The sequence below is a fragment of the Streptomyces spinosisporus genome (assembly GCF_022698145.1).
GTDB classification, from domain to species: domain Bacteria; phylum Actinomycetota; class Actinomycetes; order Streptomycetales; family Streptomycetaceae; genus Streptomyces; species Streptomyces spinosisporus.
Map to the genome: position 1 here is coordinate 1,130,381 of NZ_JALDAX010000001.1, position 22,701 is coordinate 1,153,081.

General features: G+C 70.2%; 20 protein-coding genes and 1 tRNA gene. 16 read left to right on the top strand and 5 right to left on the bottom strand.

Features of this window, described 5'->3' with window-relative positions; all coding sequences use genetic code 11:
• Positions 1-166 precede the first annotated feature (166 nt).
• The 11 genes from MQN93_RS04920 to MQN93_RS04970 all read left to right on the top strand — a co-directional run bounded on the left by MQN93_RS04920 (position 167) and on the right by MQN93_RS04970 (position 9,913).
• Positions 167-880 carry an SDR family NAD(P)-dependent oxidoreductase gene (locus tag MQN93_RS04920; RefSeq protein ID WP_016431315.1) on the top strand — a complete coding sequence of 238 codons (714 nt, stop codon included), beginning with the start codon at positions 167-169 and terminating at the stop codon, positions 878-880.
• Between the two features lie 32 nt (positions 881-912).
• Positions 913-1,284 carry a YybH family protein gene (locus MQN93_RS04925; RefSeq protein ID WP_016431314.1) on the top strand — a complete coding sequence of 124 codons (372 nt, stop codon included), beginning with the start codon at positions 913-915 and terminating at the stop codon, positions 1,282-1,284.
• Positions 1,285-1,345: 61 nt separating this feature from the next.
• Positions 1,346-2,527, top strand: coding sequence for a Gfo/Idh/MocA family protein (locus tag MQN93_RS04930; protein ID WP_242708444.1), 1,182 nt, complete (start codon positions 1,346-1,348; stop codon positions 2,525-2,527).
• Between the two features lie 218 nt (positions 2,528-2,745).
• Positions 2,746-3,774, top strand: coding sequence for an L-threonine 3-dehydrogenase (tdh, locus tag MQN93_RS04935; RefSeq protein WP_242708445.1), 1,029 nt, complete (start codon positions 2,746-2,748; stop codon positions 3,772-3,774).
• A gap of 28 nt (positions 3,775-3,802) precedes the next feature.
• Positions 3,803-4,996 carry a glycine C-acetyltransferase gene (locus MQN93_RS04940; protein WP_242708446.1) on the top strand — a complete coding sequence of 398 codons (1,194 nt, stop codon included), beginning with the start codon at positions 3,803-3,805 and terminating at the stop codon, positions 4,994-4,996.
• Positions 4,997-5,083: 87 nt separating this feature from the next.
• On the top strand, positions 5,084-5,986 hold the full coding sequence (locus MQN93_RS04945; RefSeq protein WP_242708447.1) for a LysR family transcriptional regulator: 903 nt from the start codon (positions 5,084-5,086) through the stop codon (positions 5,984-5,986).
• A gap of 788 nt (positions 5,987-6,774) precedes the next feature.
• Positions 6,775-7,362: a helix-turn-helix domain-containing protein gene (locus tag MQN93_RS04950; RefSeq protein WP_242708448.1), complete on the top strand. Its 588-nt coding sequence runs from the start codon at positions 6,775-6,777 to the stop codon at positions 7,360-7,362.
• Positions 7,359-7,928: a GNAT family N-acetyltransferase gene (locus tag MQN93_RS04955; protein WP_242708449.1), complete on the top strand. Its 570-nt coding sequence runs from the start codon at positions 7,359-7,361 to the stop codon at positions 7,926-7,928. Before MQN93_RS04950 ends, MQN93_RS04955 begins: the two co-directional genes overlap by 4 nt.
• Before the next feature lie 30 nt (positions 7,929-7,958).
• Positions 7,959-8,318 carry an MmcQ/YjbR family DNA-binding protein gene (locus tag MQN93_RS04960; RefSeq protein WP_242708450.1) on the top strand — a complete coding sequence of 120 codons (360 nt, stop codon included), beginning with the start codon at positions 7,959-7,961 and terminating at the stop codon, positions 8,316-8,318.
• Positions 8,319-8,399: 81 nt separating this feature from the next.
• Positions 8,400-9,728: an MFS transporter gene (locus MQN93_RS04965; RefSeq protein ID WP_242708451.1), complete on the top strand. Its 1,329-nt coding sequence runs from the start codon at positions 8,400-8,402 to the stop codon at positions 9,726-9,728.
• A gap of 108 nt (positions 9,729-9,836) precedes the next feature.
• Positions 9,837-9,913: transfer RNA gene (locus MQN93_RS04970), tRNA-Pro, on the top strand.
• 543 nt (positions 9,914-10,456) lie between these two features.
• Here MQN93_RS04970 and MQN93_RS04975 read toward each other — a convergent pair.
• Genes MQN93_RS04975 through MQN93_RS04990 form a run of 4 tightly spaced genes read right to left on the bottom strand, consistent with a single transcriptional unit; the run spans position 10,457 to position 15,049 of the window.
• The gene (locus MQN93_RS04975) at positions 10,457-10,696 is read right to left on the bottom strand and encodes a hypothetical protein (RefSeq protein WP_016431305.1); all 240 of its coding nucleotides are present in this window, start codon (positions 10,694-10,696) and stop codon (positions 10,457-10,459) included.
• Positions 10,697-10,707: 11 nt separating this feature from the next.
• A complete protein-coding gene (locus tag MQN93_RS04980) occupies positions 10,708-12,393 on the bottom strand; it encodes an RHS repeat domain-containing protein (protein WP_242708452.1) in 1,686 nt (561 codons plus the stop codon).
• A 53-nt stretch (positions 12,394-12,446) separates the two neighbouring features.
• A complete protein-coding gene (locus MQN93_RS04985; protein ID WP_242708453.1) occupies positions 12,447-13,769 on the bottom strand; it encodes an RHS repeat domain-containing protein in 1,323 nt (440 codons plus the stop codon).
• Positions 13,766-15,049, bottom strand: coding sequence for an MFS transporter (locus MQN93_RS04990; RefSeq protein WP_242708454.1), 1,284 nt, complete (start codon positions 15,047-15,049; stop codon positions 13,766-13,768). Before MQN93_RS04990 ends, MQN93_RS04985 begins: the two co-directional genes overlap by 4 nt.
• Before the next feature lie 76 nt (positions 15,050-15,125).
• Between MQN93_RS04990 and MQN93_RS04995 the strand changes: the two genes are divergently transcribed.
• Positions 15,126-15,692, top strand: a complete 567-nt coding sequence (locus MQN93_RS04995) for a TetR/AcrR family transcriptional regulator (RefSeq protein ID WP_242708455.1) — start codon at positions 15,126-15,128, stop codon at positions 15,690-15,692.
• On the opposite strand, the gene MQN93_RS05000 is transcribed toward MQN93_RS04995, so the two are convergent.
• On the bottom strand, positions 15,665-16,708 hold the full coding sequence (locus MQN93_RS05000; protein WP_242708456.1) for a LacI family DNA-binding transcriptional regulator: 1,044 nt from the start codon (positions 16,706-16,708) through the stop codon (positions 15,665-15,667). The genes MQN93_RS04995 and MQN93_RS05000 overlap by 28 nt on opposite strands.
• Before the next feature lie 369 nt (positions 16,709-17,077).
• Here MQN93_RS05000 and MQN93_RS05005 point away from each other — a divergent pair, with 369 nt between their 5' ends.
• The 4 genes from MQN93_RS05005 (at position 17,078) to MQN93_RS05020 (ending at position 22,665) form a co-directional block, all read left to right on the top strand.
• Complete coding sequence (locus MQN93_RS05005) at positions 17,078-18,409, top strand: extracellular solute-binding protein (protein WP_242708457.1); 1,332 nt, start codon at positions 17,078-17,080, stop codon at positions 18,407-18,409.
• Positions 18,406-19,308 carry a carbohydrate ABC transporter permease gene (locus tag MQN93_RS05010; RefSeq protein ID WP_016431298.1) on the top strand — a complete coding sequence of 301 codons (903 nt, stop codon included), beginning with the start codon at positions 18,406-18,408 and terminating at the stop codon, positions 19,306-19,308. The genes MQN93_RS05005 and MQN93_RS05010 overlap by 4 nt, the downstream gene beginning before the upstream one ends.
• A gap of 1 nt (position 19,309) precedes the next feature.
• Complete coding sequence (locus tag MQN93_RS05015) at positions 19,310-20,206, top strand: carbohydrate ABC transporter permease (protein WP_242708458.1); 897 nt, start codon at positions 19,310-19,312, stop codon at positions 20,204-20,206.
• Between the two features lie 77 nt (positions 20,207-20,283).
• The gene (locus MQN93_RS05020; protein WP_242708459.1) at positions 20,284-22,665 is read left to right on the top strand and encodes a beta-xylosidase/alpha-l-arabinosidase; all 2,382 of its coding nucleotides are present in this window, start codon (positions 20,284-20,286) and stop codon (positions 22,663-22,665) included.
• Positions 22,666-22,701 lie beyond the last annotated feature (36 nt).

Genomic DNA, 22,701 nt, shown 5'->3' on the forward strand with positions numbered 1-22,701 from the left:
TACCGCGCACCGCTGATCTGCGCTGCGAGTCCGAGCCTCACAGGAGGGAGGAAACGGGTCCCGCGCAGACCCCTTGTGGCCTTTGACGCTGCAGGTCAGCTGGCCTAACTTCCAAATAGTCGACCGGTCGTCTAGTAGATCGGTCCCTAGGTCGGAGAAGGTCACCATGAGCACGCAGAACCAGAAGGTCGCCATCGTCACCGGCGCTTCGCAGGGCATCGGCGCCGCCCTCGTCGAGGGCTACCGCAAGCTCGGCCACGCGGTCGTCGCGACCTCGCGCACCATCGCCCCCGCCGACGACGCCGGCATCCTCACCGTCCGGGGCGACATCGCCGACCCGGCCACCGCCGAGCGCGTGATCACGGCCGCCGTCGAGCGCTTCGGGCGGATCGACACCCTGATCAACAACGCGGGCATCTTCATCGCCAAGCCCTTCACGGACTACACCGCCGAGGACTACGCCGCCGTGACGGGTATCAACACCACCGGGTTCTTCCACATCACCCAGCAGGCCGTGCGGCACATGCTGGCCCAGGGCGGCGGGCACGTCGTCAGCATCACCACCAGTCTGGTCGACAACGCGGACGCACGCGTCCCCTCCGCCCTGGCCTCGCTGACCAAGGGCGCCCTGCAGTCCGCGACCAAGTCCCTCGCGATCGAGTACGCCACCCGCGGCGTCCGCGTCAACGCCGTGTCGCCCGGCACCATCAAGACGCCCATGCACCCGGCGGAGACCCACCAGGCGCTCGCCGGTCTGCACCCGGTCGGCCGGATGGGCGAAATGAGCGACATCGTCGACGCGGTGCTCTTCCTGGAGACCGCGCCGTTCGTCACCGGGGAGATCCTGCACGTCGACGGCGGTATGAGCGCCGGTCACTGACACTCCGTCAAACAGGAGAGCAAGGAGCGGACATGACCACCACAGCGGACGACGAGAAGGTGCTGGCCGGCGTTCTCGACCGGTGGAAGGCCGCGGTCGACGCGCACCAACCCGAGCGTGCCGCCGCCGTCTTCACCGAGGACGCCATCTTCCAGGGCCTGCATCCCTACAGCGTCGGACGGCCGGGCGTCGCCGCGTACTACGCCTCCCAGCCCCTCGGGATGACGGCGGCGTACCGCATCGTCGAGACCAGACGGCCGGCCGACAACCTCGTACTCGGCTACCTGGACGTCGAGTTCTCGTTCACCGACCGGCCCGCACTGGACGTCAAGCTCTCGGTGCTGGCCACCGAGGTGGGGGACGATTGGCGGATCAGCCACTACCAGGTCTCCCGCCTCGACTGACCCGCCGACCAGCACGGTCCTGGCGAGTGGCCCGGGGCGCACAACCAAGGAAGGGTCCACCATGACCGACCTGCGCCTCAGTGTCCTCGGTTACGGACTGCGCAGTTCCCTCGCCCGGGTCGCCCACCGGCCCGGCGAGGGAGCCCGTGTCACCGTCGTCGCGGACCACGACCCGGCGTGCCGCAGACAGGCCGTCGAGCAGATCGACGGGGTGCGGACGGTCGACGACCACCGCAAGGTGATCGAGGACCAGGACGTCGACGCCGTACTGATCCTCACCCCGGACCACACCCACGCCGACCTCGCCTGCGCGGCCCTGCGCGCGGGCAAGGCCGTGTTCGTGGAGAAGCCCCTCGACATCACCGTGGAGGGCTGCGACCGCATCCTGCGCACCGCCCGCGAGACCGGTACGCGCCTCTACGTCGGCCACAACATGCGGCACATGCCGGTGATCCGGAAGATGCGGGAACTCGTCGCCCGCGGCGACATCGGCACCGTCAAGACCGTCTGGGTGCGCCACTTCGTCGGTCACGGCGGCGACTTCTACTTCAAGGACTGGCACGCCGAACGCCGCTACACCACCGGCCTGTTGCTGCAGAAGGGCGCCCACGACCTCGACGTACTGCACTGGCTGGCCGGCGGCTACACCCGCCAGGTGCAGGCCTTCGGCGACCTCATGGTCTACGGCGACAACCCGCACCGCCGCGCGCCCGGTGAGCCGAAGACCGCCGACTGGTACACCGAGGACGGCCACTGGCCGCCGCACACCCAGCGCGCCCTCAATCCGGTCATCGACGTCGAGGACGTGTCGATGGTCAACATGCGCCTGGACAACGGGGTGTTGGCCGCCTACCAGCAGTGCCACTTCACCCCGGACTACTGGCGCAACTACACCGTCATCGGCGACGCGGGCCGCCTGGAGAACTTCGGCGACATACCCGGGGGAGCGGTCCGGGTGTGGAACGCCCGGCGCTCCGGCTACCGGGCCGAACCCGACGCCGAGTACCAGGTGTCCGAGCCGGTGGACGACACCGAGCACGGCGGCGCGGACCCGCTGATCATCGACGAGTTCCTGCGCTTCGTACGTGAGGGAGGGCGCACCGACACCTCGCCGGTGGCCGCACGGATGGCGGTGGCGGCCGGGTACGGGGCGACGGCGTCGCTGCGCGCGGGAGGCGTCGTGGAGGAGGTGCCGGCGCTGGACCCGGACCTGGCCGCCTACTTCGAGCGGGGGCAGGTGTGACGCGTCGAGCAGCGGCGGATGTGACGCGTCGAGCAGCGGCAGGTGTGACGCATCGAGCGGGGCAGGTGTGAAGCGGATCTGGGGCGCGGCTTAAGAAATCCTCGATGGACCCGGGGTGGTGCGGTGCGGCAGATTGCTGGGTGATTCCACCCCCCACCCCCGGATGCGGGCTGTTTCGGCATGCCCGCATCCGGCCCCTCGAGCACAGGAGCCGTAGCGTGAAGGCGCTGGTCAAGGAGAAGGCGGAGCCGGGGCTGTGGCTCGCGGACGTTCCGGAGCCCGCGATCGGCCACGGCGACGTACTGATCAAGGTGCTGCGCACCGGCATCTGCGGCACCGACCTGCACATCCGGGCCTGGGACGGCTGGGCGCAGCAGACGATCGACACGCCGCTGGTGGTCGGGCACGAGTTCGTCGGCGAGGTCGTGGAGACCGGCCGGGACGTCACGGACATCGCCGTCGGCGACCGGGTCAGCGGTGAGGGCCATCTCGTGTGCGGCAAGTGCCGCAACTGCCTCGCCGGGCGGCGCCACTTGTGCCGCTCCACGATCGGGCTCGGCGTCGGCCGCGACGGGGCCTTCGCGGAGTACGTCGCCCTGCCCGCGTCCAACGTGTGGGTGCACCGCGTGCCCGTCGACCTCGACGTGGCCGCGATCTTCGACCCGTTCGGCAACGCGGTGCACACCGCGCTGTCCTTCTCGCTGGTCGGCGAGGACGTGCTGATCACCGGCGCCGGGCCGATCGGCCTGATGGCCGCCGCCGTGGCGCGGCACGCGGGCGCCCGCCATGTCGTCGTCACCGACGTCAGCGAGGAGCGCCTGGAGCTGGCCCGCAAGATCGGCGTGAGCCTCGCCCTGAACGTGTCCAAGGCCGAAATCGCCGACGGGCAGCGGGAGTTGGGGCTGCGCGAGGGCTTCGACATCGGCCTGGAGATGTCCGGCCGCCCCGAGGCCATGCGCGACATGATCGCCAACATGACGCACGGCGGCCGTATCGCCATGCTCGGCCTGCCCGCCGCCGAGTTCCCGGTCGACTGGGCCCGCATCGTCACCTCGATGATCACCATCAAGGGCATCTACGGCCGTGAGATGTTCGAGACCTGGTACGCGATGTCGGTGCTGCTGGAAGGCGGCCTCGACCTGTCGCCCGTGATCACCGGCCGTTACGGGTACGGCGACTTCGAGGCGGCGTTCGCCGACGCGGCGAGCGGCCGCGGCGGCAAGGTCATCCTCGACTGGACTGCGTAACTCCCTCACAGCTTCAGGAGCTTCAGACATGTTCGACTCCGTGCGCGACGACCTGCGCGCCACCCTCGACGAGATCCGCGCCGCCGGTCTGCACAAGCCCGAGCGCGTGATCGGCACCCCGCAGTCCGCGACCGTGAACGTCACCGCGGGCGGCCGCCCCGGCGAGGTCCTCAACTTCTGCGCCAACAACTACCTGGGCCTCGCCGACCACCCCGAGGTCGTCGCCGCCGCGCACGAGGCGCTGGACCGCTGGGGCTACGGCATGGCCTCGGTCCGCTTCATCTGCGGCACCCAGGAGGTGCACAAGGAGCTGGAGGCGCGCCTGTCCGCGTTCCTCGGGCAGGAGGACACGATCCTCTACTCCTCCTGCTTCGACGCCAACGGCGGCGTCTTCGAGACGCTCCTCGGCCCCGAGGACGCGGTGATCTCCGACGCCCTGAACCACGCGTCGATCATCGACGGCATCCGCCTGTCGAAGGCCCGCCGCTTCCGCTACGCCAATCGTGATCTCGCCGACCTGGAAAAGCAGTTGAAGGACGCGTCGGACGCCCGGCGCCGCCTCGTCGTCACCGACGGTGTCTTCTCCATGGACGGCTACGTCGCCCCCCTCGCCGAGATCTGCGACCTCGCAGACCGCTACGACGCCATGGTCATGGTCGACGACTCGCACGCCGTCGGCTTCGTCGGCCCCGGCGGACGCGGCACCCCCGAGCTGCACGGCGTCATGGACCGCGTCGACATCATCACCGGCACACTCGGCAAGGCCCTCGGCGGCGCCTCCGGCGGCTACGTCGCCGCCCGCGCCGAGATCGTCGCCCTGCTCCGCCAGCGCTCACGCCCGTACCTCTTCTCCAACACCCTCGCCCCGGTGATCGCCGCGGCCTCCCTCAAGGTCCTCGACCTGCTGGAGTCGGCGGACGACCTCCGGGTGCGGCTGCGCGAGAACACCGCACTGTTCCGCCGCCGCATGGAGGAGGAGGGCTTCGAGATCCTGCCCGGCGACCACCCCATCGCCCCGGTGATGATCGGCGACGCGTCGGTCGCGGGGCGCATGGCGGAGCTGCTGTTGGAGCGCGGCGTGTACGTGATCGGCTTCTCGTATCCGGTGGTGCCGCAGGGGCAGGCGCGTATTCGCGTACAGCTGTCGGCGGCTCATTCCACGGAGGACGTGAACCGGGCGGTGGAGGCGTTCGTGTCGGCGCGGGCGGAGCTTCAGGGCTGAGCCTCACGGCTGAGCCGGAGGGCGCTGCCGCACGGGGGAGGCCGAGCCGGTGCTCGTCTGCTCGCCCGGCTTGCGATAATCGATCCCATGATCGAAGCGCGGCGGCTGCACATCCTCCGTGCGGTGGCCGGCCACCGTACGGTGACGGCGGCTGCCGCCGCGCTGTATCTCACCCCGTCCGCCGTCTCCCAGCAGCTCACGGCGCTGGAGCAGGAGACGGGGCACCGGCTGGTGGAGCGCGGCGCCAAGGGGGTGCGGCTGACCCAGGCCGGTGAGATCCTCCTCAGCCACACCAACGCGGTCCTCGCCCAGCTGGAGCGGGCGGAGGCGGAGCTCGCCGCCTACGACTCGGGCGCCGCGGGCACCGTCACCGTCGCCTCCTTCGCGACCGGCATCGCGCAGGTGGTCGCCCCCGCGGTGGCCCGGCTCGCCGACTCCGCGCCCGGCATCCACCTCCGCGTCCAGGACGCCGAGGGCGACGCCAGCCTGCCGATGGTCCTGGACCGGCAGGTCGACGTCGCGGTGGCCGTGGAGTACCGCGGGGCGCCGCCGGCCGACGACCCGCGGCTGACGCACGTGTCCCTGTACGCCGAGCCCTTCGACGCCGTCGTCCCCCTCACCCACCGCCTCGCCGACACCGCCGAGGTCCCCCTCGCCGAACTCGCCAAGGACCCGTGGATCGGCCCCTACCCCGGCAACCCCTGCCACGAGGTGGTCGTCCTCGCCTGCGAGAGCGCCGGATTCCAGCCCCGCCTGGAACACTCCTCCGACGACTTCCGGGCCGTCGTGGCCCTGGCGTCCGCGGGCGCGGGCGTCGCGCTCGTCCCGCGCTCGGCCCTGCGCGGCACGGACCTCACCGGCGTGGTCGTACGACCCGTCGACGGGGTGGCGCCAACGCGCCGGGTCTTCGCGGCGGTACGGCGCGGAGCCGAGGAGCATCCACTGATCCGCCCGGTGCTGCAGGCGCTGGGGGAGGCGGCGCAGACGTAGCGCCGCGGTCATCGTGGCGACCCGGCCGTCGCGTAAAAAGGCCGGCCGTCACTGTTCCCGCCCCTGGGCCTGGCGACCCTGGCCGGCTACCTCGACCCCGACGACGAGGTCACCCTCCACGACGAGCACGTGGAGCGCATCGACCTCGACGCCCTCGACACCCCCGACCTGCTGGTGATCCAGCCGTACATCACCTCGGCCCGGCGCAGCTACGAGATCGCCGATGTTCCTGAAGGACTTCCGCGACGGCGCCCCCGCCCGCCGCTACGACTCCACCCGGCGCACCCTCGCCGGACTGCCGCCGATACGCCGACCTGTTGGAGCGGGCGGTCGAGGCCGGTCTGCGCAGCCTGTTCGTCGGCTTCGAGACCGTCAACGACGCGAACCTCAGAACATCGGCACCGACTACGCGGCGGCGGTTCGGCGCCTGCACGACGCCGGTGTCATGGTCAACGCCAGCTTCGTCTTCGGGCTCGACCAGGACGGCCCCGACGTCTTCGACCGCACCGTAACTTGGACCGTCAAGCAGGGCATCGAGACGGCGACCTTCCACATCATGACGCCGTACCCGTCGACCGGGCTGTGGCGGCAACTGGAGTCCGAGAACCGCATCGTGCACCGCGACTGGGACCTCTACGACACTGATCCGCTCCAAGCGCGTGGTCCGGGCTCTCCCGGCGCTGGAGCGGACGTTGGCGGCGTTCGGAGGCAGGGAATGACGGGAGTCGTACGTCGGCGGGTCCAAATCCCCGTGACCTCCGTCTCTGATGTGGGATATCGTCCCGGATATGAAACAGGATGTCGTCGAGACCACCGGGCCGGACCCCGTAGACGCCCGGCTGGGCACCCGCCTGGCCGAGCTGCGGGCCGAACGGGGATGGTCCCTGGGGGAGTTGGCGGAGCGCAGCGGGATCAGCCGCTCGACCCTCTCCCGTGCCGAGCGCGCGGAGATCAGCCCCACCGCCTCGCTCCTGAACCGGCTGTGCGGGGTGTACGGCCGCACCATGTCCCGGCTGCTCAGCGAGGTGGAGGCGGAACCGGCGCAGGTCGTGCGGGCCGCCGAACAGCAGGTGTGGCAGGACAAGGCCTCCGGTTTCGTACGCCGGTCCGTGTCGCCGCCGCACCCCGGGCTGCGCGGCGAACTCGTCGAGGGCCGGCTCACCGCGGGCGCGGACATCGCCTACGACCGGCCGCCCGTGCCCGGCCTGGAACAGCACATCTGGGTGCTGGAAGGAGCGCTCGACGTGACGGCACAGGACGTGGAACACCACCTCGCCACCGGGGACTGCCTCCGGCTGCGCGTGTGGGGGCCGACGCGGTTCCGGTGCCCGGGACCCGAGGACGCGCGGTATGCGCTGGCGGTGGTGCTGCCATGAACGAGGACGTGAACCGGGACGTGAACCGGGACGTGCTCGTGCACCGGCTGATCGGCGACGAACTGCACGCGCGCGTGGAGCAGTTGGCGGACCTCCTCGTCGACACCGTGGAGAGCGGTGCCTCGATCGGCTTCCTCGCACCGTTCGACCGGGCGGAGGCCCTCGCCTGGTGGAAGGAGCGCGCCGCGGGCGTCGCCGCCGGACAGCTCGCCGTATGGGCGGCACACGACGGCGACCGGGTCCTCGGCACCATCAGCCTCGCCTTCCCGGACAAGCCCAACAGCCGCCACCGCGCCGAACTGGTCAAGCTCATGGTCCACCGTGACGCGCGGGGGCAGGGGCTCGGCCGCCGCCTCCTGACCACCGCCGAGGAGGCCGCCGCCGAAGCGGGCATCACGCTTCTGCATCTGGACACGGAGACCGACAGCCTCGCGGAGCACCTCTACGCGGCGGCCGGCTGGACCCGGATCGGCGCGATACCCGACTACGCGGCCGCCCCGGACGGCGTGCTGCGGCCCACGTCGATCTACTTCAAGAAACTGATCCCCGCCGCTCCCACCAGGTGATTGTCAGTGGCAGCGGCTACGGTGCTGGGCATGCCGGATGCCGAAGACGTACGCCGTATCTGCCTCGCCCTGCCGGACACGACGGAGAAGGTCGCCTGGAGCATGCCCACGTTCCGGGTCGCGGGCAAGATGTTCGTCACGCTGCCCGAGGACGAGACCTCGATCGCGGTGCGCTGTCCCAAGGAAGAGCGTGACGAACTGGTCCTGGCCGAGCCGGACAAGTTCTGGATCGCCGACCACGAGGCGATGTTCGCCTGGGTGAGAGCCCGTCTGTCCGCCATCGAGGACGAGGACGAGCTGCGCGACATCCTCACCGACTCCTGGCGCCAGGCCGCCCCGCCCCGACTGCTGGACGCCTATCCGGAGTTGGGGGTCCAGGGCGGGAGCTGAAAACCCTTCGGGGGTTGTCGGTGCCGCGTGGCATGATCCGGTGCGGGTGCGGGTGTGGCAGCCGGGGGAGGGGAGTGCGGGATGACGACCGGAGGACGTGACATCGTTGCCGACGCGGAAGCGGGGCGGGCGGTGACCAGGCGGCCGGTGTGGTCGCGGGACTTCGGTCTGTTCTTCGTCGCCCGAGCCGTCGCCCGGCTCGGCGACACGATGCTCCCCGTCGCCCTCGCCGCAGGCCTGCTGCAGCACGGGTACGGCGCGGGTGCGGTCGGACTCGCCATGGCCGCGACGGCCGCCGCCTTCGCCGGACTGGTCGTCTTCGGCGGCGTCATCGCCGACCGCTTCAGCACCCGCAAGCTGATGATCGGCGCCGACCTGGTGCGTCTGGGCACGCAGTCCCTCGCCGCGGTGCTCTTCTACTCCGGGCACGTCGTGCTCTGGCAGATCTGCGCCATCGGCTTCGTCAACGGCGTCGCGGGCGCCGTCTTCCAGCCCGGCGTCGCGAGCACGGTGCCCCGGCTCGCCTCCGACGTCCAGGGCGCCAACGGCGCCATACGCATCGCCGAATCCTCCGCCCAGCTCGCCGGCCCCGCCGCCGCGGGCCTCCTGGTCGGCTTCGCCTCACCCGGCGGAGTCTTCGCTGCCCACGCCGCCACCTACGCGATCAGCGCCCTGTGCCTGCTGCTGCTCCGCCTGCCCGCACCGGCCGCCGACGCCGGGACGTCGCACCACGGCGGCTCGGGCGCCTTCCGCGCCGACCTGGTGGAGGGCTGGCGCGAGTTCCGGTCCCGCACCTGGCTGTGGGGCGTCATCGCCATCTGGTGCGTCTACATGATCGCCGTCTGGGGGCCCACGGTCCCGCTCGTCGCCACAGAGGTGGTGCAACAGCACGGCCCGCGCGCGTACGGCCTGGTCAACTCGGCCCTCGGCGCGGGCACCGTCGTAGGCGGGCTCCTGGCCCTGCGCCTGAGACCCCGCCGTATGCTGCGCGCTGGCGCGGTCTCCCTGTTCGCCTTCGCGGGCTTCCCGGCGACGGTCGGTGCGGGCCTGGACGTACCGTTCATGGCGGCGGGAGCGGCTGTCGCCGGGGCCGGGATGTCCTTCTGGGGCGTCATGTGGGCGACCAGCGTCCAGACCCAGGTCCAGCCCGACGTCCTCAACCGCATCCACGCCTACGACGTCGCCGGCTCCCTCGCGATGATGCCGGTCGGTCAGGCCCTGGCAGGCCCCGCCGCCTCCGTTGTGGGCGCCGACCACGTCCTTCTCTTCGCGGGCACCGTCAGCTTCGCCATCCCCCTCGCCATGCTGTCGGTCCCGGCGATCCGGAACCTGATCCGCGCCGACGCCCCGAAGCCGATCACGGCCCCGGGCCCGCTGCACGACCGCTCCTGCCCGGAACCGACGACCTGACCGGCCGCCGAGGCCCCGCCGCGGAAAAGCCATTCACGACCACCGACCCGAGTGCGGTATGGTTTCTGTGCACGTCGGGCCCGGGGAAACCCCAGGTCAGACAGGCACCGGGACGTGGCGCAGCTTGGTAGCGCACTTGACTGGGGGTCAAGGGGTCGCAGGTTCAAATCCTGTCGTCCCGACCAGCTTGGATGCAGGTCGGAGGCCGTTCTCTCGTTTGCGGGAGGGCGGCTTTTCGCGTTCCTGGAGGGCTGGTGGTCGCAGTGTGGTCGCAGGCCGGGGTTGGGGCCGGGCTGCGGTGGCGTTGAAGGGCGGCGGGACGGGGGACCGCAGCCGGTGGAGGGCTTCACGCAGCCGCCGGATGTGGTCGCGTGGTGATCGCAGCTGCTTCGGCCGGGCCTGCCGGTCGGCTTTCTGCTCGGCCAGTGTGAGGGTCTCCTCGATGGTGTCGACGGCCTCGCGGGCGGCCTGCCGGGTGAGGTGGCTGTAGAGGGCGGCGTTGGGGCGGGGTGGCCAGGTGAGGGACAAGCCCGCGCGGCCGCCGGCCATTCCTCGCCCGCTGTGGCAGTGAGCGTGAGGTGACTGGTGCTCTTGCACCAGGTCAGCGGAGTGTAGAAGCAGCCGGTGCCGCAGCGGCGGAGGGGCAGTCGCTTCTTGGTGCCTCGGCGCGAGGCCCCGCCGGGAGCGCATGGCTCCGGCGGGGCCCTGGCGGGTTCAGTAGGCGGGCGTCACGGCCGGTCGGCCAGCTCCGACTCGGCGATCCGTACGGCCTCCACTACGAACGCCGCGGGCAACCGCCCACCGTCCTGCCGGCCGAGGAAGCGCACTTCGTCCTCCTCGAAACCGCGGGTCACCGCGCACAGGAACTCGGATCCGCCCGGCAGTTGGTAGAACTCCACCGAATACAGGTCCTCCGTCATGTCGGTGGAGACGATGACCTCGACGTCGAGGCCTCCGACCAGGGCCATGGGATGCGTCCTCACTTTGCGTATTCCGAGGGATCGACGAAGCCTATCCAACCGCCGTCGGCGGTGAACTGGGCTCCCTTTCCATCGGGGTAGCGGTAGTCGATGATGTCGCCGTGCGTGCCGTGGGTACGCCTCGTCACCGTGATGTCCTCGCTGTTGAGCAGGTCATTGAGCCACTTCTCGCCGACGGCGTTCCAGGCGTCGGGGTTCTTTTTCCCTTCTGGAATGGGCCAGCCGTTCGGGTTGCCCTTGCGGCCCGCGTGCTTGGCCGCGGCCCGGCCGGCGTTGCTGTATGGGAACTTCTTGCCCTTGTCCGAGGGATCGTCCTGCTTGGCGATCCTGAGCAGATCGTCCTTGTCGGGCAGTCCTGCCGCCATCGCAGGGAGCTTCGATGCCGTTCCGGCGTCTCCCTTGGCCGCCTTCTTGAAGAGGTTCTTCATGAAGTGCCGGGCGATCCCGACCAGGTTGAACATGGACGCCGCTTCGGTGAAGTCGCTGCCGGCGTCGTAGTTCTTGGTGTTCTCGTCGACGCCGTGCTTCTCGGTGAACTCCTTGTAGCCGTCGTTGACACCACAGCTGGAGTTGCCGCCCCAGCACCAGGGCTCGGTCGCGTACTCGATGGCGTCGAGGCCCTCGGTGATGGCGTTGCCGATGCCGCCGAGGATGTCCTTGAAGCTGCCCTGCTCGCGGGCGTCTTCCGGCTCCTTGCTGTCGCAGATGCCGTAGTTGCGCTGCACCAGGGGGCAGGAGTCGGCTTTGGCGGAGGCATAGTTGGCGCTGCCCATGGTCGACATGCCGCCGGAGTTCGCGGACTGGCTCGCCCGCCAGCGGACGTAGTTCAGCACCGCCATCACGGCCCGCACGACGGCGTGGATCAGCGCGATGAGCGCGCCGAAGAACTTGCCGTCGGGGTCGGCGAAGGTGACCGGATTGTTGTTGCTGTAGGCGTAGCCGTTGATCTGCTGCGGGTCGGAGAAGCCGGCGACGGGGTCGACGCTGACGAAGCGTCCGGAGGTCGGGTCGTAGTCCCGGGCGCCGAGGTGGACGAGGCCGGTCGGGTCCTTGGTGCCGCCGACGAAGTGTTTCTCGCCGACCCAGGCACCGGCCGTCTTCCCCCGGTCCTCGCCGAACGGCGTCATGTGCCGCCGGGTGACCGCCTGCGTGGCAGCGTCGACCTGCACGCTCGCGGTGCCGTTGTGGTCGCTTGCGATCCAGGTCAGTCCGGCCGGCGTGCGTACGGCGACGCTCTGTCCGCCGTGGACGTAGTAGCGGGTGGCCTCCACCTTGCCGCTCGCCTTGTCCAGCCGCAGTTCGGTCTCGCCGAGGTAGAGCGTGGTTCCGGTCTTGTCGCGCCGGATGAGCCGGCTGCCGTCGGCGTCGTCGAGGAACTCGGTGACCGTACCGTCGGCCTCGGTGACCTTCTGCAGGGTGTTCTCTGTGTTCCAGTCGAGGTCCTGCGTCCGTCCGCCAACGGTTCGGGTGTCGGTGTTGCCGGCGAGGTCATAGGTGTAATCGGTGGTGGCGGTGACCGCGCCGTCCTCCTTGGTCTCGGTGGAGGCCAGAGCGTGCGGGCGGGTCTGGTCGGCCGTCTTGTAGATGTACGAGGACGTCGTCCCGGCCAGATGGTCTGTGGCCGTCTCGCGGTTGCCGGCGCTGTCGTAGGTGAACGACTGCCAGTACGCGGCCGGGCCACCCACGATGTCCTTGCCGGGCGCTGTGGCGCAGTCGGCGGTTGTCGTCCACGCGGACTTCAGCCGGCGGTGACCGTCGTAGGCGAAGCACTGCCGGTCGCCCGGACTGATCGCCTTCTCCTCGATCTCCAGGGGTTGCCGGCGAGGTCGTAGCGGTAGGCGACGTCGGAGTCCGTGCCCGAGTGGGTCTCGGAGACGACGCTCTGCCGGGCGAGCCGCTTGGTGCCGCTCTCGTAACTGCGGTTGATCTCCGTCCAGTTCGCGGTCGAGGAAACGCCCAGGGTGGTGCGGATCTGCTCACCGGCCGGGAGGTAGTCCGTGTTCTGGACGATGCCGGTCAGGCCCTTGAGCGTGTCCGGCATCCGCTGCTCGGTGTAGCCGTAGTCCAGGACCTCCTGGTCGAGGCCGCCCATCGAGGGGATGGTCCGCTTCTTCAGGGTGCCGTCGGTGTTGTAGGCGTTGGTGATCGTCCACACACCGGAGGCGCTGGCCAGCGCGCCCTCGCTCTTGCTGATCGTGTACTGCTCGTTCAGGACGCGGTAGAGCTTGTCGTACTTGGCGTTGGTCTTCGCGTACACGTCACCGGCCTTGCCGCCGACGTACCGGATCGCCGACGTCAGCTGGCCCTTGGCGACCGTGTCGTAGGTCCAGCGCGCCAGATACCGTCCGTCCTCGGGGGCGGGCTTGCCGTCGACGACGGGCATTCTGCCGTCCAGGCGGCCGGTGGGGCGGCCGAGCGGGTCGTAGGTGTAGCCGAGGGTCTTGCCGCGTGCGTCGGTCGTCGCCACGAGCTGGTCGAGGTCGTCGAACTCGTAGGAGGTCGCGCCCGCGTCAGGGTCCGTGGTGCTGTCCTTGCGGCCCAGGAAGTCGTAGCCGAACGCCCAGCGGTTGCCGTCGTCGTCCTTGACCTCGGTGAGCCGGTCCGCGTGGTCGTACCCGTAGGTCAGGCGGGTGAACCTCGTGCTCACTGCGTTGCCGTCGTACTCGAGCTTCTCGACCGTGCGGCCGCGGGCGTCCACCTTCTCGCGGACGGCCGGGGCGCCGACGGGGGGCTCGACCAGGGTGGTGTCACCGCTGTAGGTGTGCTTGGTGCGGGAGAACTCCTTGCCGTTGGTGAGTGTCCTCTCGATCGTCGCCCGCCCCGCGCCGTCGTAGGTGGTTTCGGTCCCCGTCGGCGCGGCCGTGTCCCGACGGTGCGAAGGGTCCTCGCAGGCAGTTGCCTGTGGGGGCCTTTTTCGCGTGGGCCGGGACGGTTTCCGCCACCGAGGCCCGGAGGCGATCCGTTGCTCGACGCGGGCGGACGGCGACCGGACGTCCGACGCGCTGCGGTCGCCGCGGCCTCGGGCGGGCCGCGGCGACCGGATCCCCGGGCGGTTCCTCACGCCTGAGGTGCGCCTGCGGTGGCTCGGGTGCGGGTCGCGCGCAGGCGCTGGGCGAGCAGGGCGAGGGCGCAGAGGGTGGAGACCGCCGCCGCGTAGGTGACGAACGTGTCGTGCAGACCGGCGTGCGTGGTGGAGATGCCGGCGATCACCGCCGGGATGCTGAAGGCCAGGTAGGAGATGACGAAGGCGACGGAGAACAGCTCGCTGCGTTCGGCGGGGCGGGCTATCCGGGCCAGGGTGCCGAAGCTGGCGAGGGCGGAGCCGCCGAAGCCGACGCCGGCGATCGCGGTTCCGAGCGCGGCCGCGGTCAGGGAGTGCTCCTGCACACCGGTCAGGGCGACGGCCGTGCCGACGAGGAGCAGGGTCGCGCTGACGGCGAGGGTCCGTCCGACGGGCCAGCCGCGCAGGGCGAAGGCGGTGAGGAAGGCCGGGCCGGTGAGCAGGGTGACCACGAGTCCGCCGACGACGTGACTGGAGAGGCCGAACAGACCGACGGCGACGGACGGGCCGAGCGAGAGGTAGAGGCCGCCGAGCGCCCAGCTCGCGATGAGGATCGGGACCAGGCTCAGCAGGTCGGCCCGCAGGTGGGGGGCGATCCGCAGGCGCGGCTGGAGCGAGCGGGCGGCCCCGGGCCGGCGCTGCGAGGTCTCGGGCAGGGCGGACAGGAGGGCGCCGGCCACCACGAGGGCGATGAGGAGCAGTACGTAGACGAGGCGGGTGGGGTGGGGGCCGTACTCGATGAGGAGTCCGCATCCGAGCGAGCCCAGGCCGAGTCCGAAGGTGGGCGCGGTGCCCGTGACGAGGCCCGCCCGGTGCGGGGCGTGCGCGGGGTTGAGGTCGGACAGGGCTGCGCCGAGCGTGGTCATGGCGGCCCCGGTGGCGATGCCCTGGATGAAGCGTGCCGTCAGCAGCAGTCCGACGCTGCCCGCGGTGAGGAACAGGACCATCGAGACGGCTTCGACGGCGATCGCGGAGAGCAGGACCGGCCGGCGGCCGAGGTGGTCGGAGAGGGAGCCGAGGACGAGCAGCGCTCCGAGCATGCCGAGCACGTAGACGGCGAAGACGGTGGTGAGGGTGGTGGCGGAGAAGTGCCATTCCTGCTGGTAGACGACATAGAGCGGGGAAGGTGCGCTGGAAGCGGCCAGGAACAGCACGAAGACGACGGCGAGGGAGGCGAAGGCGACGGGACGGCTCAGCCGTCGTCGCCTCTCCTCCGGTGGCTCTACCTGGTCGGTGGATGGCGAGGACGGCTGGAGCTGGGACGGGGCGGGACCGGACACGGCGCGACTCCAAAAGCAGTGATCGATGCGTTTGTGACGCTACCACTAACGCAACGATCAGTGCGATAATTTCCCCATGGCTGACTCGTCGACCCAAGTACGTCCCGGCGGCCGCTCCGCGAAGGTGCGGGCGGCCGTCCACCGCGCCGTCGCGGAACTCCTCGCCGAAGAGGAGGCGGAGGCTCTGACCCTGCCCGCCGTCGCCGCGCGCGCCGGTGTGCACCCCACCACCCTGTACCGGCGCTGGGGGTCCACCGCGCAGCTGCTCAACGACGTCGCCACCAGCCGCTTCACCGGCGACCTGGTCGTCCCCGACTCCGGCTCCCTCGCGGGCGACCTCCAGCGCTGGCTCGCCGATGTGGCCACCGACGTCGCCGACCCGGACACGCTCGCGATCATGCGGGCGGCCATCGGCTCCGGACCGGCGGGCGGCTGTGCCTGCACCGAGGACCGCCACCGCCAGCTCGGCGCGATCATCCGGCGCGAACAGGACCGCGGGGGAGCGGCACTCGACGTGGAGTCGGCGGCGGACTTCCTTCTCGGCCCGCTGTACTACCGCGCCATCTTCACGCCCGAGCCCGCCTCTCCCGACTGGGCCCGCACGCTGGTGTCCACCTATCTGGCGACGCTCCGGACGCCCTGAGCCGCACACTTTCCCGGCGGTGCCGTCGAGGCGCGTACCACCAGTTCGGTGGCGAGTTCGATGTGGTGGGACTCGACCTTGTCGTGATCGGCCAGCCGCAGGGCGGTACGCAGGGCGGCGCCGCCCATCTCCCGCAGTGGCTGGCGCACGGTGCTCAGCGGCGGTGAGGCCATCTGCGCGAGGTCCGTGTCGTCGAAGCCGACCACGCTCAGGTCTTCGGGGATGCGCAGGCCCCGGGTGCGGGCGGTCTCGATGACACCGAGGGCGATCTCGTCGTTGCCCGTGAAGATCGCCGTCGGTGGCTCTTCCAGGTCCAGCAGTGCCGCGGCGCCGAGCACCCCCGTTTCGTAGGTGAATTCTCCGGGCCGGACGTACGTGTCGGGCACCGGCGCGCCTTCGGCCTCCATGGCGGCGCGATAGCCGTGCATGCGTGCCTGGTTGCACACGGCCATGGCCGGGCCGCCGAGGTAGGCGACACGGCGGTGGCCGAGGGAGAGCAGGTGCCGGGTCGCGGCCAGGCCGCCGGAGAAGTTGGTCGCCCCGACGCTGTAGACCCGGCTGTCGGGCAGGTGCAGCGGGTCCAGCACGACAAGCGGCAGGTTGGCCCGGGCCAGCTCCTTCAGGTGTGCGGCGGTGTACACGCTGGTGACGGCGATGACTGCGCGGCGCCCTGCCGCAACCAGATCGCGTGCCCAGTGCGGGGCGCGGGACGCCTTGCTGACCACCACCGAGGCTCCTTCCTCGGCGGCGGAGTCGATGATGCCTTCCAGCGTCCTGGCCACGTACGACTTGAGGTTGCCCTGGAACTGCACCTCGATGGTCGGGCGTTCCACGGCCTCGAAGGTGCGCGACACGGGCGCGAGGTAGTCGTGTTCGTGCAGCAGATCCAGCACCCGGGCGCGGGTCCGCGGCGCCACGTCACCGCGACCGTTGACCACTTTGGACACGGTCGCGACAGAGACCCCAGCCGCTCGGGCGATGTCCGCCAACGTGGTGCGTCTGGCGTTCGGTGGCATCGGTTCCTCTCCGCTGTACGTCCACCGGCGTGGCGAGCCGCCGGCCGGTCGTGAACGGCGACTCGGCTGGAACCGGTCAACCGTACGGCAATCCGGCAGGGAGCGCGGAGGATATATCGCCGATCGCTGCCACGGCCCGATCCCTTCGAATGTTTCGAAATGTTTCGACGCTCACTCAGGCCTTTTCGACGGCCCGTACGGCCTGGTATTACGCGGTTATTGGAGTGTTCAACGGCGATGCGCACGCATGTCTTGACACGGTGTGAGCCCGAAATTAGCGTGCACGAATCGATCGTTCAAACGAATGTTTCGAAACGTCTTCACCATGACGCACGAGAAGCCGCTGGCTCTCGAGTGGGGAGAACAAACATGGACGTCCCTCTCTCTCGGCACGCCCTGTCCCGGCGCACCCTCCTCGGCATGGCCGCTGCCGTGCCGGTCTCCGCGGCGCTGTCGGCCTGCGGCTCGTCCGGTCCCGGCACGAGCGATGCCGCCGCCACCTACTGGTACCTGCAGGGCCAGCCACAGGAAGGCGTCAGGGCCGGCGCGGTGAAGGCGTTCAACAAGGCCCACCCCAAGACGCAGATCAAGGACACCACCTTCCAGAACGACGCGTACAAGACGAAGATCAAGACCGCCATAGGCGCCGGGCAGGCGCCCACCATCATCTGGGGCTGGGGCGGCGGGACGCTGCGCACCTACGTGGAGGCGAACCAGGTCGAGGACCTCACGTCGTGGTTCGACCAGCACTCCGAGGTCAAGAAGAGGCTGTTCCCGTCCGCGTTCGGTGCGGCGACCGTCGACGGCAAGATCTACGCGATGCCGTGCGAGACCGTGCAGCCGATCATCCTCTACTACAACAAGAAGGTCTTCGACCAGGTCGGCGTGAAGCCGCCGCAGTCCTGGGACGACATCATGGCGCTGGTGCCCAAGTTCAACGCGAAGGGCATCGCACCGTTCTCCCTGGGCGGTCAGTCCCAGTGGACGAACATGATGTGGCTGGAGTTCCTGTTCGACCGCATCGGCGGTCCCGAGGTGTTCCAGGCCGTCATCGAGGGCGAGAAGAACGCCTGGTCCAACCCGGCCGCCATCAGCGCGCTGACCAAGGTGCAGGAGCTGGTCAAGGCCCACGGGTTCATCAAGGGCTTCTCCTCGATCACCGCGGACTCCAACGCCGACCAGGCGCTGCTGTACACCGGCAAGGCCGCGATGATGCTGCACGGCGCCTGGTCGTACGGCATCCAGCAGGCCGACGGCGGGGACTTCGTCTCCAGCGGCGGCCTCGGGTACATGAACTTCCCGCCCGTCGAAGGCGGCAAGGGCGATCCGAGCAACACCGTCGGCAATCCGGCCCAGTACCTGTCCATCTCCTCGAAGGCGAGCGCCGAGGAGAAGAAGGCCGCCAAGGAGTTCTTCGCCACCGGCGTCCTGCAGGACGCCGAGGTGAAGCAGTGGATCGACAACGGGTCGGTGCCGATCCGGCTGGGCACGGAGAAGCTGCTGGCCGCCTCCAAGAGCGCCGAGTTCCTGGAACTCACCTACGACATCGCCAGCAAGGCCAAGACGTTCGCCCAGTCCTGGGACCAGGCCCTCAGTCCGACGGCCGCCGAGACGCTGCTGGACAACATCTCCAAGTTGTTCCAACTGTCCATCTCGCCTAAGCAGTTCGCCGGCAACCTCAACGCGGTCATCGGCAAATGAGCGCGCTCACCAGCCGTCCGCCGCGTCGCGCGCCACGCAGCATCCTGCCGTGGCTGGCGATGCCGGCCCTGGTGGTCTTCGTCTGCTTCGCCGTGGTTCCGCTCGTCGGCGTCTTCGTGCTCAGCTTCACCACCTGGGACGGGATCGGTGCCATCCACGCGTCCGGGCTGACCAGTTGGCGTACGGTCCTCACCAACCCCGGGCTCCCGCACGCCCTTTGGGTGACGTTCCTCGTGATGATCGTGTCCTGGGCCGTGCAGACTCCCTTGAGTATTCTGCTCGGCACGTTCATGGCCGGGCGCCAGCGCTACCGCGGGGTGCTGGGCGTGGTGTACTTCATCCCGCTGCTGCTCAGCTCCGCGGCGATCGCGGTCGCGTACAAGGCTCTGCTGGACCCCAACTTCGGCCTGGGTGCCGGGCTGAAGATCGGGCTGCTCAGCCAGGACTGGCTGGGGCGGCCCGGGCTCGCGTTCGGTGTCGTCGTGTTCGTCGTCTCCTGGCAGTTCATCCCGTTCCACTCACTGATCTACCAGGCCGGCGTCCAGCAGATCCCGAAGTCCCTCTACGAGGCCGGGCAGTTGGACGGTGCCGGGCGGATCCGGCAGTTCTTCAGCATCACGCTGCCCCAGCTGAAGTACACCATCATCACCTCGTCCACGCTGATGGTGGTCGGGTCGCTGACCTTCTTCGACCTCATCTGGGTCCTGACCGAGGGCGGCCCCGGGGACGCCACCCGGGTCCTCGCGCTGGACATGTACAAACGGGGATGGCGGGCCAGCCAGATGGGACCGGCCAGCGCCATCGCGGTCATCCTGGTCCTGGTGGGCCTCGCCCTCGCCCTGCTGCTGCGCCGGCTCGGAGGCCGGGACGCCGGTGAGAGCCAACTCGAGGGGGCCTGACATGACCACCATGCTCACCAGGGCCGAACAAGCGGACAAGACCGCCCGCCGCGAGCGGCAACGCCCCTCCCGTGCGACGGCCCGAAGGCGCAACTGGGTCGCCGGCCTGGCCGGTTGGATCTGGCTCGTCGTCGTCGCCGTACCGCTGTACTGGATCCTCATCACCAGCCTCAAGGCGCAGAGCCGCTACTACTCCAGCAACCCGCTGGTGCCCACGAGCGACCCCACGCTGGACAACTACCGGCTGGTCATCGAGTCCGACTTCATCCGCTACTTCGTGAACAGCGTCGTGGTCACCGTCGGCGCCGTGGTGCCGGCGGTGGCGTTCTCCTTCATGGCCGCCTACGCGATCGTGCGCGGCTGGCGCATGCGGGGCCTGCGGGTGATGAACGGGCTGTTCCTCATGGGTCTGGCCATCCCGCTGCAGGCGACGGTGATCCCGGTGTACCTGATCATCATCAAGCTGAAGATGTACGACAGCCTGCTGGCGCTGATCCTGCCGTCGATCGCCTTCGCCATCCCGCTGTCCGTGCTGGTGCTCGCCAACTTCGTCCGCGACATACCCAAGGAACTGTTCGACTCGATGCGGGTCGACGGCGCCACCGAGTGGACGACGCTGTGGCGGCTGGCGGCACCGCTCACCCGGCCGGCCCTTTTGACCGTGACCATCTTCAACGGCCTGACCATCTGGAACGGATTCCTGCTGCCGCTGGTCCTCACCCAGAGTCCCGGCCGCCGGACCCTGCCCCTCGCCCTGTGGACCTTCCAGGGCCAGTACGGCGTCAACGTCCCTGCCGTTCTCGCCGCCGTCGTCCTCACCACACTGCCCGTCCTGGTCCTGTACGCATTCGGCCGCCGTCAGATGCTCAGCGGCCTGACGGCCGGATTCAGCCGGTGACAGGCACAGCCCGTCCTGCTCGTCTACCTGTTCGCCCATCGCGCCCTGCCCCAGGGCCCGATGGGCGTGGGAGGAACGTGAACGCCAACGTGGCCGTAGAGACCACTTCTGAAGTCCGCCTCTGGAACGACCCCACCCTCCCCGTCACCACCAGGGTCGACGCCCTGATCGACGCGATGACCCTTCGGGAGAAGACCGCCCAGCTGTACGGCGTGTGGGTCGGCGCCTCCGACCAGGGCGGTGAAGTGGCCCCCCACCAGCACGACATGGAGGAGGCCGTCGACCTTGAGGCTCTGCTGCCCACCGGACTCGGTCAGTTGACCCGTCCCTTCGGCACCGTGCCCGTCGACCCCGCTCTCGGTGCCCTCTCCCTGGCCCGCACCCAGGCGCGCATCGCCTCGGCCAACCGCTTCGGCATACCCGCCCTCGCGCACGACGAGTGTCTGGCCGGGTTCGCCGCCTGGGGCGCCACCGCCTATCCCGTGCCGCTGTCCTGGGGTGCCACGTTCGACCCGGACACCGTGCGCCGCATGGCCGCCGCCATCGGCCGCGACATGCGGTCCGTCGGCGTCCACCAGGGCCTCGCGCCCGTCCTGGACGTCGTACGCGACGCCCGCTGGGGCCGGGTGGAGGAGACCATCGGCGAGGACCCGTATCTCGTCGGCAGCATCGCCACGGCGTACGTGCAGGGCCTCGAGTCCGCCGGCCTCGTCGCCACCCTCAAGCACTTCGTCGGCTACTCGGCCTCGCGCGCCGGCCGCAACCTCGCCCCCTCCTCCGTGGGCCCGCGTGAGCGTGCCGACGTGCTGCTGCCTCCCTTCGAGATGGCGATCCGCGAGGGCGGCGCACGGTCGGTGATGAACGCCTACACCGACACCGACGGCATACCCTCCGCAGCCGACGCGGACCTGCTGACCGGACTGCTGCGCGACACCTGGGGCTTCGACGGCACCGTCGTCGCCGACTACTTCGCCATCGCCTTCCTCAAGACGCTGCACGGCATCGCGGCCGACTGGGCCGACGCCGCCGGTCACGCGCTCGCGGCCGGCATCGACGTCGAACTGCCCACCGTCAAGACATACGGCGAACCCCTCGTGCAGGCCGTCACCGAGGGCCGCATACCGGAAGAGCTCATCGACCGCGCCCTGCGCCACGTCCTCACCCAGAAGGTGATGCTGGGCCTGCTCGACCCCGACTGGAACCCGCTGCCGGCCGCCCTCGACGGCGCGGACACCGACGACCCGGAGGCACTGCGCGGCACGATCGACCTGGACCGGCCCGGGAACCGTCAACTGGCCCGTGACATCGCCGAGAAGGCGGTCGTCCTGCTCACCAACGACGGCACCCTGCCGCTCACGCGGCCGCGTCGCATCGCCCTGCTCGGTCCCAACGCTACCGAGCCCACGGCGGTACTGGGCTGCTACTCCTTCCCGCAGCACATCGGCGTCCGCCACCCCGGGACCCCGGCCGGCATCGAACTGCCCACACTGCGCGACACACTCGCCGCGGAGTTCCCCGACGCCGAACTCACCGTCGCCCGCGGCACCGGAATCGACGACGGCGACCTCTCCGGCATCCCCGAGGCCGTCCGGGCGGCACGCGAGGCGGACGTCGCCGTGCTGGTGCTCGGCGACCGCGCCGGGCTGTTCGGGCAGGGCACCAGCGGCGAGGGCTGCGACGCCGAGACGCTGGTCCTGCCCGGGGCACAGCAGCAACTGCTCGACGCCGTCCTGGAGTTGGACACGCCTGTGGTGACGGTGCTGCTCGCGGGACGGCCGTACGCTCTGGGCCGCGCCGCGGACGAGTCCGCCGCGATCGTGCAGTCCTTCTTCCCCGGCGAGGAGGGCACTCACGCGATCGCCGGCGTCATCAGCGGTCGTATCAATCCCTCCGGACGCCTCCCGGTCAGCGTGCCGCGCGAGCCGGGCTCCCAGCCGACCACCTACCTCGGTGCGCGGCTCGCCCACGCCAGCGAGGTGTCCAACGTCGACCCGACCCCGGCGTTCGCCTTCGGCCACGGCCTGTCGTACACGGAGTTCGACTGGAGCGATCTGACCGTGGACACCCAGGAGGCCCCGACGGACGGCGAGTTCACGCTCGCCTGCACCGTGCGCAACACCGGCGAACGGTCCGGCACCGAGGTCGTTCAGCTCTATCTGCACGACCCGGTCGCCTCCGTCGTCCAGCCGGTGCAGCGCCTCGTCGGCTACACCCGCCTCCAGCTGGAGCCGGGCGAGGCCCGCCGCGTCGCCGTCACGGTCCCGGCCGACCTCGCCTCCTTCACCGGCCGCGACGGCCGGCGCGTCGTCGAACCGGGCGAACTGGAACTGCGGTTGGCCGCCTCCAGCGCGGATACGCGCCTGACAGCCAGGGTCAGGCTGACCGGAGCCGAGCGCCAGGTGGACCACACGCGGCGCTTTCATGCCACGTTTGGCCAGGAACCGGTCGCCCGGGCCTGAGCGGGGTGTGCGCAGCGCACGTCGCGGCAGCGGCAG